We start from the raw sequence: 12,689 nt of genomic DNA, 5'->3' as shown, positions 1-12,689 counted from the left end.
GGATATTCCCGGAGGGCGCGGGAGGGGGTGGTGGCGGGGCGTTCGCGGGCGGGTGCGAGTGCGTTGTGGCTTGTCGCGCAGTTCCCCGCGCCCCTGGAAACGGGGGCCGCGCCCCCCTGTTTCCAGGTTTCTAGCTGACCACGCCTGCCGCGTCGCCCTTTGCCGTGCCCTTGGTCGCGGCTGCCGGGATGGGCCTGTCGGCCTTCAGGGCGTTCCAGACCAGGCGCGCCTTGGTCTTGTCGACTATGACCCTGTTGGGGTTGGCCGGGTCGTACTCGACCGGCATGGTGACCATGGCCATGTGGGCGGAGCTGATGCTCTTGAGGCCCGTCGCGAAGGAGGTCAGGGTGCGTACGGAGCCCAGGTCGGAGTCGGTCGTGACGGCCTTGGTCGCGGTGTCCGCCAGGTCGAAGAGCTTCTTGGGGTTCGTCAGGACGCCGACGTCCTTGATCTGGTCGACCAGGGCCTTGATGAACGCCTGCTGGAGCTGGATGCGGCCCAGGTCCGAGCCGTCGCCGACGCCGTGGCGGGTACGGACCAGACCGAGGGCCTGCTGCCCGTTGAGGCGGTGTGTGCCGGCCTTCAGGTTCAGGTGGCTGTCGGAGTCCTTGATGTCCTTCGTCGTGGTCACCTCGACACCGCCGAGCTCGTCGACGAGCTTCTGGAAGCCGGTGAAGTCGACTTCGACGTAGTGGTCCATGCGGATCCCGGAGAGCGACTCGACGGTCTTCACCGCGCAGGCGGCGCCCCCCGTGGAGTACGCGGAGTTGAACATCACGCCGGATGCCGCGTCGTGCGTGACGCCCCTGGCGTCCGTGCACTCGGGGCGGTCGACGAGGGTGTCCCGGGGGATGGAGACCACGCTGGCCTTCTTGTGACCCTCGTAGACGTGGACGACCATCGCGGTGTCCGAGCGGGCGCTGCCGTCGTCCGTGCCGCCGCCGAGCTTCTTGTTGGCGCCGGAGCGGGTGTCGGAGCCCAGGACCAGGATGTCCTCGGAGCCGTTGTCGACGTTGGCGGGGCGGTCGGTGCCGAGGACCTGGTTGATGTCGACGCTCTTGATGTTGCCGTTGAGCTTGAAGTACACGTAACCGAGGCCGGTGCCGCCGAGCACCACGATGGCCGCGGCGACCCAGGCGGTGACGAGGAGCGCCCTGGAGTGCTTGCCGCGGGGCTTGCGGCGGCTGCGTCGCTTCGCTGGATCAAGCGGATTGCTCTCGGCGGACATGCGCTTCCCTCGGTCTCGTCCGGTCGGTTACCCCCTGCTTTCAGGGCCAGTCCTTTTCCGTCGCAACTCGGTCAGTCAGACGGTCATTACGGAAAAAGGGTTGCACAACGCGCTGTGCCCTTCGCGTGGCGCGAAGGGCACAGTGTGTGACCGGACGGGCGGGATCTTCCTCGCGAATCGCTCAGAAGACCCCTTTCACCTGCGGGTTCAGCTGATGATGTCCCACTGCTTGTAGTCGGTTCCGACGGACTTCGGTGTGCCGAAGATCTCGCTCGTACCCTTGCCGGTGCCCGGGTAGAGGTACATCGTCCCGGCGGGCGTACGGGCCAGGAAGTCGGCCTTTCCGTCGCCGGTCACGTCGCCGGGGGTGACCAGGGTGTTGAAGCCGCTCCAGGTGCGCACCTTGACCCGGGGCACGAAGGCCTGGGAGCCGGCCTTGCCGTTGCCCTTGAGGAGGTAACCGACACCGCCGGTCTTGGTGCGCGCCAGCAGGTCGGCCTTGCCGTCGCCGTTGAAGTCGCCGTGGCCGACGATCGAGTTGTACTGGTTCCAGCCGCTGGAGACCTTCGACGGCGCCCCGAAGGTGCCGTTGCCGTTGCCCGGGTAGATCCACAGGACGCCCGCGGAGTCGACCGAGAGGACGTCGGGCTTGTAGTCGCCGGTGACGTCGCCGGGGGTGATGATCCGGGTGCGGCTCTTCCAGTTGGCGAAGATCTGCTTCGTGTCCCAGGCACCGCCGCTGCCGTCGGCCGTGGGCACGTAGTGCATCCAGTAGACGGCGCCCGAGGCGCTGTCACGGATCACCAGGTCCTGGTAGTCGTCCCGGTTCAGGTCGGTCTGCAGGACGACGTTGACGCCGTCCCAGTTGCCCCAGGGCTCGCTGGCGCCGAAGCTGGTGCCCTTGGAGTCCTTCTCGTAGGCGACCTTCGTGGACGCGCGGCGCAGCCACAGGTCGGCCATCTGGTCACCGCTGAGGTTCGCGTCCTCGACCCGCGGGTACGCGGCGCCGACGTACGAGGTGACCTTCGAGAAGACGCTGTAGGCGCCCTTCTCCACGCAGTCCGTCACACCCCACGAGACGACGCCGACGACCTTGCCCGCGACCACGAGGGGTCCGCCGGAGTCGCCGTTGCAGGTCGTGGTGGTGCCGGTGTCGCTGCCGGTGGCGGGCTTGCCCGCGCAGACCATGTGGCCCTTGACGAAGTCGCTGCCGTACGCGCCCGTGCAGGTGGCGTCGGACTGGATGGGCAGCGTGGCCGTCTTCAGGGTCGCCGAGATGTCCTGGGTGGTGGAGCTGGTGCGCCCCCAGCCGTAGACCTTGGCGTTGGTGAGCGCCTTGTAGGACGTGGTGTCACCGGACGTCGTCATCCGGATCGGCGCGGCCGTGACGGGGTACGCGAGCGTCAGGACGGCGATGTCGTTGTCGAACGTCACCGAGCTGTACGACGGGTTGTTCCACTGGCGCCAGACGCCCGAGACCGTGCCGTCCGTGTTCCCGTCGGCGTCCGGAAGCGTGGTGGTGCCGGTGATGACGGCGCCGTTGGCCTTCCAGTTGAAGCCCTTGACGCAGTGCGCGGCGGTGAGGATCTTCGTCGGCGCGATGACGGCGCCGCCGCAGAAGAAGTCGACGTCGTCGCCGGTCGCGCTCGTGCCCTTGTCGTCGGCGTACCAGAGCTGGGCCATGTACGGCGCCGACGAGATGGTGGTCGTCGAACCACCGATGATCTTGGCGTCCTTGGTGCCGGCGACGGTGCCGGCGGTGAACGTCGTCTTCTTGGACGCCAGGGTGTCGTCACTGGTGGCCGCGTCCGCGACGCGCTTCTCCAGCTCGGTGCTGCTGGGCGCACTGCGACTGAGGTCGGCGGTGGGCCGCGGCAGGGCCGTGGCGGCGTTCGCGGACGACATCATCAGCGCACCGGTGACGGCGGCGGCGAGGCCGACGGCGACGACGGGAACGCCGATCCGCACACGTCGTCTGTGGCGGCCCTCACCGGACAGGGATATACCCACTCAAGTCCCCCCTAGGGATCGTTAGTTCGGGCACACCACGAGAATCGGCCCGAAGAGCGCGATCGTACACCTGTCGCATACACCATAAAGGGCCACCCCCTTAACAGGGGATGGCCCTTTACGAACTGCTGGAACCGCGCCGACTGCTTATCGACCGTCAGTCGTTGTTGTTGCCCGGCGTCGTCTTCTGGATCTGGAGCAGGAACTCGGCGTTCGACTTCGTCTGCTTCATTTTGTCGAGAAGCAGCTCGATCGCCTGCTGCTGGTCGAGCGCGTGCAGCACCCGGCGCAGCTTCCAGGTGACGGCGAGCTCGTCGCTGCCGAGCAGGATCTCTTCCTTACGGGTACCGGACGCGTCGACGTCCACCGCCGGGAAGATGCGCTTGTCGGCGAGCTTCCGGTCGAGCTTGAGCTCGGCGTTGCCGGTGCCCTTGAACTCCTCGAAGATGACCTCGTCCATGCGGGACCCGGTGTCCACCAGCGCGGTGGCGAGGATGGTCAGCGAGCCGCCGTCCTCGATGTTGCGGGCCGCACCGAAGAAGCGCTTCGGCGGGTACAGGGCGGTCGAGTCGACACCACCGGACAGGATGCGGCCGGAGGCCGGGGCGGCGAGGTTGTACGCACGGCCCAGACGCGTGATCGAGTCCAGGAGTACGACGACGTCGTGGCCCAGTTCCACCAGTCGCTTGGCGCGCTCGATGGCCAGCTCGGCGACCGTGGTGTGGTCCTCGGCCGGGCGGTCGAAGGTCGAGGAGATGACCTCGCCCTTCACCGACCGCTGCATGTCGGTGACCTCTTCCGGACGCTCGTCGACCAGGACGACCATCAGGTGGCACTCGGGGTTGTTGGTGGTGATCGCGTTGGCGATCGCCTGCATGATCATGGTCTTGCCGGTCTTCGGCGGGGCCACGATCAGACCGCGCTGGCCCTTACCGATCGGCGCGACGAGGTCGATGATGCGGGTGGTGAGGATGCCCGGGTCGGTCTCCAGACGGAGGCGGTCCTGCGGGTAGAGCGGGGTCAGCTTGTTGAACTCCGGCCGCCCGCGCCCGGATTCGGCCGCCATGCCGTTGGCCGAGTCGAGGCGTACCAGCGCGTTGAACTTCTCGCGGCGCTCGCCGTCCTTGGGCTGACGCACGGCACCGGTGACGTGGTCACCCTTGCGCAGGCCGTTCTTGCGGACCTGGGCGAGGGAGACGTACACGTCGTTGGGACCCGGCAGGTAGCCCGACGTGCGGATGAACGCGTAGTTGTCGAGGATGTCCAGGATGCCCGCGACGGGGATCAGGACGTCGTCGTCGGCGACCTGTGGCTCGTTCGGGCCGAACTCCTCGCGCCCGCGGCGTCCACGACGGTCGCGGTAGCGCCCGCGGCGTCCACGGCGTCCGCCGTCGAAGTCGTCGTCGTCCTGCGGCCCGTTGTCGCGGGGCCCGTTGTCACGCGGCTGGCTGTCCCGCTGGTCGCGCTGCTGCCGGTCCTGCCGCTCCTGGCGGTCCGGACGGCCGCCGGCCTGCTGCTGGCCCTGCTGGGCGGCGCGCTGCTGGGTACCGGCCTGCTGCTCGTCGCCCTTGGCGCCACGGCGGTCGCGGTCCCGGCCGCGGTCACCGCGGTCGCTACGGTCCCGGCGGTCACGACGGCCCTGACGGCCGTCGCCGTCACCGGTGTCGGCCTGCGCGGCCGGAGTCTCGGCCTTCGACTCGCTCTTCGCCTCGGCGACGACCGTCTCGGGGCTGCCGGCCTCGGAGGTGGCGCGGCGCCGGCGGCGCTCGGCCGGGGCGTCGTCTCCCCCACGCTCGGTTTCGCTCGCGCGGGAGGGGCCCCCAGCCGGCTGACCGGGGATCTCGATCTGCTGCTGGGCCACGGCCTTCTCGGCGGGCGCCTCGGCGACCTGTACGGCCGCCTTCTTCTCGGCGGCGGGCGCGGTGTCCTCACCCGTGCGGGCCTTGGAGGTGGCGCGGCGCCTGGGCTTGGTCTCGGCGACGTCCCCGGCGGGGGCGGCTGCGGCCTTGGGGGTCCCGCCCCCGGCCTGCGCCTCCTTGATGACCTCGATCAGCTGGCTCTTGCGCATCCGCGCGGTGCCCTTGATCCCGAGGCCGGATGCGACCTGCTGCAGTTCGGCCAGCACCATGCCGTCGAGGCCGGTACCGCGGCGCCGCCGGGAGCCGGCACCCGTGGCAGGCGCGGAGGCGTCCGTGGAGGGCGCCGCAGCGGTCTCCTCGACACGTGCGCCCATCAGATCGGTGGTGTCGCTCACGAAGGGTCCTTCCCTGGAGCGGACGTCGGCCTGTCTGGCACGGCGACCGGTTTTGCTGTCCGGCTGCGGTCCTTCATGAGTGGACCGTGCCGGGGCGGTGGTCCGCCGAAGCGGCGGAAGAGGTTTCTGGTGATGGCGCTTCCCAAAGCCAATGACACTGAGTGTCCGTGTCAGGCGGCTTGGTCACACCGGTTCCGGAGCGTGCCCTGAATGCCGCTCAGCGCCTGCACACGACGAATCGAACGCCGCATGAAACACAGAGTGGCTTGGGGGGCTCCCGGAAGAATGTCTGTCCCGGACGGGGACACAAAGCACCTCGCCATGGTGGGGTCGGGTGCAGACTTGAGGTTAACACTACCGGATCCAACAAACATTCCCCCTCTCCAAATCCGGCAACCGTATGTAGTTGAAAGTCACAGCGCCGAATGTCACAGCGTTAAATGTCGCGGCCTCGATCGCCGCGGCGTCTAATGCCGCAAGTCCCCTGGTGCGCGCCCCGTTGATGTCGTCGCCCTAGCTCTCTCCGGGGGCCGCGAGCGGCAGAACGCTCGCGCCCCGGGCGTCGAGGCCCAGCCGGTTCGCGGCCCAGCCCTCGCCCGCCAGCCGGGAGACCTTGTCGGCGGTCGCCTCGTCGGCCAGGGCCAGGACCGTGGGTCCGGCGCCGGAGATCACCGCGGGGATGCCGTCGGCCCGCAGCCGCTCCACCAGCGCCGTGCTCTCCGGCATGGCGGGGGCGCGGTAGTCCTGGTGCAGCCGGTCCTCGGTGGCCGGCAGCAGCAGCTCGGGACGCCTGGTCAGAGCCTCGACGAGCAGGGCGGCGCGCCCCGCGTTGGTCGCGGCGTCGACGTGCGGGACGGTGCGGGGCAGAAGGCCGCGCGCGGTCTCCGTGAGCACCGCCTTCCCGGGGACGAACACCACCGGGACGACGGAGCCGGCGGGCTCCATCCTGATCGCCCGGGCGGCGCCGGCCTCCATCCAGGAGAGCGTGAACCCGCCGAGGAGACAGGCGGCGACGTTGTCCGGGTGTCCCTCGATCTCGGTGGCCAGTTCGAGCAGCGCCTCGTCGTCGAGCCGGCTGTCGCCGCCTATGGTGACGGCCCGCGCGGCGACGATGCCGGCGCAGATGGCGGCCGAGGAGGAGCCGAGTCCCCGTCCGTGCGGGATCCGGTTGGCGCACACGATCTCCAGGCCCCGGGGCTGTCCGCCCAGCAGGTCGAAGGCGGTGCGCAGGGACCGTACGAGCAGGTGGTTCTCGTCGCGCGGGAGGGTCTCGCTGCCCTCACCGGCGATGTCGATGTGCAGCCCGGAGTCGGCCACCCGGACGACCACGTCGTCGTACAGCGCCAGCGACAGGCCGAGGGCGTCGAAGCCCGGACCGAGATTGGCGCTGGTGGCGGGGACGCGCACCCGGACGGCGGCGGCACGGAACGCTGGACCGGCCATCGCTCGATGACTCTCCTTGAGCTGCGATTTCGTCGAAGACGTTCGATACGGCACTGGGGAACTGCGGGAAACGGCTACTGGAAGAACGGCTGAAGACCTACGGGGAGACCCTCGGGCCGCTGGGGCAACGCGGCGCCGCGCCGTACGCGGGGGCATATGCGGCGGGCGGGTTCACCCCAGCTTATCGAAGGAAGGTTCTGTGGCGACATAGGGCGCACAGGAGGCGCACGATGCGTGTCGTAAGCCCCCTGTGCACCCGCCGTGGGGAGTACCCCACTTCCGGCGTTTCAGTACCCGGTCTACGCGAGTCCGAGTCGCTCGGCGGCGGTCGCGGCGTCCACCGGGACGACGACCGGCTTCGGTGCGCCCTCGGTGGCCCAGCCCGGGTCCTTCAGGCCGTTGCCGGTGACCGTGCAGACGATGGTCTGGCCCGGGTCGACCTTGCCCTGCTCGGCCGCCTTCAGCAGACCGGCGACGGACGCGGCGGACGCCGGCTCGACGAAAACGCCCTCCTGTGCGGCCAACAGCCGGTAGGCGCGCAGGATCTCACGGTCCGTCACCTCGTCGATGAAACCGCCGGACTCGTCGCGCGCGGCCAGCGCCTGCTTCCAGGAGGCCGGGTTGCCGATACGGATGGCGGTGGCGAGCGTCGAGGGGTCCTTGACGATCTCGCCGCGCACGATCGGGGCACTGCCGGCGGCCTGGAACCCCCACATGCGCGGGGTGCGCCGGGCGATGCCGTCGGCGGCGTACTCGGTGTAGCCCTTCCAGTACGCGGTGATGTTGCCCGCGTTGCCGACCGGCAGGACGTGGATGTCGGGCGCGTCGCCGAGCATGTCGACGATCTCGAAGGCGGCCGTCTTCTGCCCCTCGATACGCACCGGGTTGACCGAATTCACCAGCGCCACGGGGTAGTTGTCGCTCAGCGAGCGGGCGAGGGTGAGGCAGTCGTCGAAGTTGCCGTCGACCTGGAGGATCTTGGCGCCGTGGACGAGGGCCTGTCCCATCTTGCCGAGGGCGATCTTGCCCTGCGGCACGAGAACGGCCGAGACCATGCCCGCGCGCACGGCGTAGGCGGCGGCGGAGGCAGACGTGTTGCCCGTGGAGGCACAGATGACCGCCTTCGCACCCTCCTCCTTGGCCCGGGTGATGGCCATGGTCATACCGCGGTCCTTGAAGGACCCCGTCGGGTTGGCGCCCTCCACCTTGAGGTGGACCTCGCAGCCCGTGCGCTCGGAGAGCACCTGCGCGGGGACGAGGGGCGTGCCGCCCTCGCGAAGCGTCACGACCGGAGTGCTGGCGGAGACGGGCAGCCGGTCCCGGTACTCCTCGATGATTCCGCGCCACTGGTGGGTCATTGCTGGTTACTCTCCTTCAACCCGCATGATGCTTGCGACACCCCGCACGGTGTCGAGCTTGCGCAACGCCTCGACGGTTCCGCCCAGGGCGGCGTCGGACGCACGATGGGTGACGACGACAAGGGAGGCCTCGCCGTCCTTGCCCGTCTGCCGAACCGTATCGATGGAAACACCGTGCTCTGCGAACACGGTGGCCACCTGGGCGAGAACACCCGGTTTGTCGGCGACGTCGAGGCTGATGTGATAGCGGGTGACCACGTCGCCCATGCCCGAGACGGGCAGTGCGGCATACGCCGACTCGCCGGGACCGGTGGTCCCGCTGAGCCGGTTGCGGCACACGGCGACGAGGTCACCGAGCACGGCGGAGGCCGTCGGCGCACCGCCGGCTCCGGGCCCGTAGAACATCAGCTGACCGGAGGCGTCGGACTCGACGAACACGGCGTTGTAGGCGCCGCGCACGGAGGCGAGCGGATGCGTCAGCGGGATCATGGCCGGGTGCACGCGCGCGGTGACGGACTGGCCGTCCCCGGCCCGCTCGCAGATGGCGAGCAGTTTGATGGTGCAGCCCATGTTCCTGGCGGAGGCGAAGTCGGAGGCGGTGACCTCGGTCATGCCCTCGCGGTAGACGTCGTCGAGGCGCACACGCGTGTGGAAGGCGATTCCGGCGAGGATGGCGGCCTTGGCGGCCGCGTCGAACGCCTCGACGTCGGCGGTGGGGTCGGCTTCCGCGTATCCCAGGGCGGTGGCCTCGTCGAGGGCCTCCTGATAGCCGGCCCCGGTCGAGTCCATCTTGTCGAGGATGAAGTTGGTGGTGCCGTTGACGATCCCGAGGACCCGGTTCACCTTGTCGCCGGCGAGGGACTCGCGCAGCGGGCGGATGAGGGGGATGGCACCGGCGACGGCGGCCTCGTAGTAGAGGTCCGTGTCGTGCTCCTCGGCGGCGGCGTGGAGGGCGGCGCCGTCCTGGGCGAGGAGTGCCTTGTTGGCGGAGACGACGGACGCGCCGTGCTCGAAGGCGGCGGTGATGAGGGAGCGCGCGGGTTCGATACCGCCGATGACCTCGACGACCACGTCGATGTCGCCGCGTTTGACCAGGGCGGTCGCGTCGGTGGTGACGAGGGCGGGGTCGATGCCTTCACGGACCTTGGAGGGCCGCCGTACGGCGACGCCCGCGAGCTCGACGGGAGCGCCGATCCTGGCGGCGAGATCGTCGGCGTGCGTCGTCATGATGCGCGCCACCTCTGAGCCGACGACCCCACAGCCCAGCAGCGCCACCTTCAGCGGACGCGTACGCATCATCCGACCTCGTTTCCTCATACCGTCTACGGTTCATAAGTCTCACTCACCGGACTGCAGTTTCTATCCATCGTCCGGATCGTGAGATGTCTATTTCGTTTTCCGGGCGGCGGAAGACAGGAGATCTTCCGCCCCCTTCGGAGATTCTGCCGTCATCCCACGTCGAGCCGGAGCAGGTCCTCCTCGGTCTCCCGCCGGACGATCACCCGGGCCTCCCCCTCGCGCACGGCGACGACGGGCGGGCGCAGGGCGTGGTTGTAGTTGCTGGCCATGGACCGGCAGTACGCGCCGGTCGCCGGCACCGCGATCAGGTCGCCCGGTGCCAGGTCGGCGGGCAGGAAGGCGTCCTTGACGACGATGTCCCCGCTCTCGCAGTGCTTGCCGACGACCCGCACCAGCATGGGCGCGGCCTCGGAGGTCCGGGAGACGAGCGCGACACTGTATTCGGCGTCGTACAACGCGGTCCGGATGTTGTCCGACATCCCGCCGTCGACGGAGACATACGTACGCAGCCCGTCGAGGGGCTTGATGGTGCCGACCTCGTAGAGGGTGAAGGCGGTGGGCCCGACGATGGCGCGCCCGGGCTCGACGGAGATACGAGGAGTACGCAGCCGAGCGCCCTCACACTCCCGGCTGACGATCTCGTGGAGCGCCTTGGCGATCTCGTGCGGCTCGCGCGGGTCGTCGGCGCTGGTGTAGGCGATACCGAGCCCGCCTCCGAGGTCGATCTCGGGCAGTTCGACGCCGTGCTCGTCCCGAATGTCCTTGAGCAGCCCGACGACGCGATGGGCGGCGACCTCGAACCCGGACATGTCGAAGATCTGCGACCCGATGTGCGAATGAATGCCGATGAGCTCGAGCCCGTCCAGCTGCAACGCCCGCCGCACGGCCTCGGCGGCCTGTCCGCCGGCCAGCGGAATACCGAACTTCTGGTCCTCGTGGGCGGTGGCGATGAACTCATGAGTATGGGCTTCCACACCCACCGTGATACGGATCTGCACGCGCTGCCGCTTGCCGAGGGACTGCGCGATGTGGGCGACGCGGACGATCTCCTGGAAGGAGTCGAGCACGATCCGCCCCACACCGGCACGGATGGCGGTCTCGATCTCGTCCACGGACTTGTTGTTGCCGTGGAAGGCGATGCGGTCGGCGGGCATCCCGGCGGAGAGAGCGGTGGTGAGCTCACCCCCGGAACACACATCGAGGTTGAGTCCTTCGTCGTGCAGCCAGCGCACGACGGCCCGGGAGAGAAACGCCTTGCCGGCGTAGAAGACGTCGGCGTCGGCCCCGAAGGCGGTACGCCAGGCACGGGCGCGCTCACGGAAGTCGGCTTCGTCGACGAGGTAGGCCGGGGTGCCGAACTCCTCGGCGAGCGCCGTGACCTCGACCCCGCCGACCGTGACGACACCGTCGGGCGTACGGGTGACGGTCGACGCCCAGACCTTCGGGTCCAGGTGGTTGAGGTCGGCGGGCGGCGCGGAGGGATGTCCCTCGGGCAGCACATCGGCGTGACGGGGCCCGGCGGGGTGTGCGGAACGGCTCATGACTGCGTGCTTCCTCAGAGGTGTCAGAGGTGGTTCAAAGATATTCGGGTGCGTCGATACCGAGCAGGGACAGGCCGCCGGCCAGCACCGTCCCGGCGGCTTCGGCGAGCGCGAGCCGGGCTCGGTGGGCGGCCGAGGGTTTCTCGTCGCCGAGCGGCAGCACGGTGGGAAGGAAGGCGAGCGTGGCATCGGCAAGGGTGACGAGATGCCGGGCGAGCCGGTCCGGGGCGCGGTGGGTGGCGGCGCCGAGGAGCAGACGGGGGTGGTCGGCGAGGGCGAGGTGCAGGGGGGCGGCCGATACGTCGTCCAGGTCACCGGCGTACGCGGCGAAACCGAGGTCGGCGGCGTTCCGGCCGAGGGCGCGGGTACGGGCGTAGGCGTAACGCACCCGGAAGAGGGGGTTGCTCTCCCGCTGGACCAGATGATCGGCGCCGACCCGGACCCGGTCGTGCGGGGCGGGATGGAGAAGGGCCCAGCGGGCGGCGTCGGGGCCGAGGGGGGTGGGGTCGCGGGGGGCAGGGGGAAGGTTGCGGAGATCAAGGACCTCGACGTCTTGCCCTCCCTGGCCACCCTGTTCTCCGGTGCCGCCGCGGTGGAGCTGTACGCGGGCGCCCTGGGTGGCGACGATGCGTGCGACCGCGTCGGCGACGGCTTCGGCTCGGGGTTCGTAGGCGAGGGGCAGCCGTACCGACAGCAGCTGACCGGCGAGGGCGTCGCTGTGTCCGTAGCGCGGACCCTGGCCGAGGATCTCCCGTACGAGGGCTGCGGGGGCGGCGCTGTCCAGGCTGATGTTGAGGAATCCGGGCCCGCTGATCTCGACGCCACGCACACCGGGTGCGGCGCTGATCCGCTCGCACAGGACTTCGGCGACGTAGCGGGGGGTGCGGCCGGCGGACCGGGCCAGCTGCAGCGCGATGTTCGTGGCGTAGTCCCCGGAGCCGCCTGGCCCGGGCGCCGCGACGACGGCGCGTGCGGGGACGGCGACGGTCAGCTCTCCCGCGTCGACAGCACGACGCACCGCGCACAGCACGGTACGGGAGAGCTCGACGGGGGTCACGGGACCAGCGTATGGGAGGAGGGGGGTGGGTAGGCGACTGGGTTTGCGGTGCGTCCGGCATGTGGACGGAGGGGGAAGAGACGAGGGGGAGCAGGAGAGAGAAGGGGGTGGGACGAACGGAGGGGACGGCGAGGGGCTGCGAGTGCCGGTCTCAGCCGCCGACACCCCGGCCGGCACGCTCGGCTTCTCCGGGGGCGCCAAGGGCGTCAAGGGGTCCGAGGGGCGGCACGGCCGCAGGCCCGAGGGCGCTCTCGAGGGAGACGCCGTCCCGTCCTCGCTCGGCCAACTGCTGTACGAGGCTGATGAGTTCGGAGGGGTCGAAGGGCTTGGCGAGAAACGCGTCGACGCCGACCTCCAGCCCCGCCTCGACCTCGTACTCCGTGCAGGCACTGATGATGGCGAGGGGCAGGTCGCGGGTACGGGGATCGGCACGCAGCCGGGCGGCGGTGCTCAGACCGTCGAGCCGAGGCATCGCGACGTCGAGGGTGACGACATCGGG

Annotated in this window: 9 protein-coding genes; all 9 read right to left on the bottom strand. The window is 69.8% G+C overall.

Translation table 11 applies throughout. The features are described from left to right. Positions 1-130: 130 nt before the first annotated feature. Complete coding sequence (locus tag STRTUCAR8_RS38050) at positions 131-1,228, bottom strand: LCP family protein (protein WP_006381671.1); 1,098 nt, start codon at positions 1,226-1,228, stop codon at positions 131-133. A 207-nt stretch (positions 1,229-1,435) separates the two neighbouring features. Then, complete coding sequence (locus STRTUCAR8_RS38045) at positions 1,436-3,196, bottom strand: trypsin-like serine protease (protein WP_044473583.1); 1,761 nt, start codon at positions 3,194-3,196, stop codon at positions 1,436-1,438. A 199-nt stretch (positions 3,197-3,395) separates the two neighbouring features. After that, positions 3,396-5,492 (bottom strand): transcription termination factor Rho, encoded by a 2,097-nt coding sequence (gene rho / locus STRTUCAR8_RS38040; protein ID WP_006381666.1) that lies wholly within the window; start codon positions 5,490-5,492, stop codon positions 3,396-3,398. Between the two features lie 513 nt (positions 5,493-6,005). Continuing rightward, entirely contained in the window at positions 6,006-6,935 is a 930-nt protein-coding gene (gene thrB / locus STRTUCAR8_RS38035) for a homoserine kinase (RefSeq protein ID WP_006381659.1), read from the bottom strand. Between the two features lie 299 nt (positions 6,936-7,234). Continuing rightward, positions 7,235-8,293, bottom strand: a complete 1,059-nt coding sequence (thrC, locus tag STRTUCAR8_RS38030) for a threonine synthase (protein ID WP_006381663.1) — start codon at positions 8,291-8,293, stop codon at positions 7,235-7,237. Between the two features lie 6 nt (positions 8,294-8,299). Continuing rightward, positions 8,300-9,592, bottom strand: a complete 1,293-nt coding sequence (locus STRTUCAR8_RS38025) for a homoserine dehydrogenase (protein ID WP_006381655.1) — start codon at positions 9,590-9,592, stop codon at positions 8,300-8,302. Between the two features lie 149 nt (positions 9,593-9,741). Then, on the bottom strand, positions 9,742-11,133 hold the full coding sequence (lysA, locus tag STRTUCAR8_RS38020; RefSeq protein ID WP_006381653.1) for a diaminopimelate decarboxylase: 1,392 nt from the start codon (positions 11,131-11,133) through the stop codon (positions 9,742-9,744). Positions 11,134-11,167: 34 nt separating this feature from the next. Beyond that, complete coding sequence (nrtL, locus tag STRTUCAR8_RS38015) at positions 11,168-12,190, bottom strand: ArgS-related anticodon-binding protein NrtL (protein WP_006381665.1); 1,023 nt, start codon at positions 12,188-12,190, stop codon at positions 11,168-11,170. A 151-nt stretch (positions 12,191-12,341) separates the two neighbouring features. After that, positions 12,342-12,689 (bottom strand): response regulator (locus STRTUCAR8_RS50715; RefSeq protein ID WP_006381674.1); only part of this gene is annotated, 348 nt, incomplete at its 5' end.

Source organism: Streptomyces turgidiscabies Car8 (assembly GCF_000331005.1).
Lineage (GTDB): Bacteria > Actinomycetota > Actinomycetes > Streptomycetales > Streptomycetaceae > Streptomyces > Streptomyces turgidiscabies.
This window is presented reverse-complemented; position numbering and strand designations above follow the sequence as displayed.

Bases quoted from the DNA above. Each gene is read 5' to 3' on its own strand.
- thrC (WP_006381663.1), bottom strand. From the start codon at position 8,293: ATGACCCACCAGTGGCGCGGAATCATCGAGGAGTACCGGGACCGGCTG.
- STRTUCAR8_RS38050 (WP_006381671.1), bottom strand. From the start codon at position 1,228: ATGTCCGCCGAGAGCAATCCGCTTGATCCAGCGAAGCGACGCAGCCGC.
- STRTUCAR8_RS38025 (WP_006381655.1), bottom strand. From the start codon at position 9,592: ATGATGCGTACGCGTCCGCTGAAGGTGGCGCTGCTGGGCTGTGGGGTC.
- thrB (WP_006381659.1), bottom strand. From the start codon at position 6,935: ATGGCCGGTCCAGCGTTCCGTGCCGCCGCCGTCCGGGTGCGCGTCCCC.
- lysA (WP_006381653.1), bottom strand. From the start codon at position 11,133: ATGAGCCGTTCCGCACACCCCGCCGGGCCCCGTCACGCCGATGTGCTG.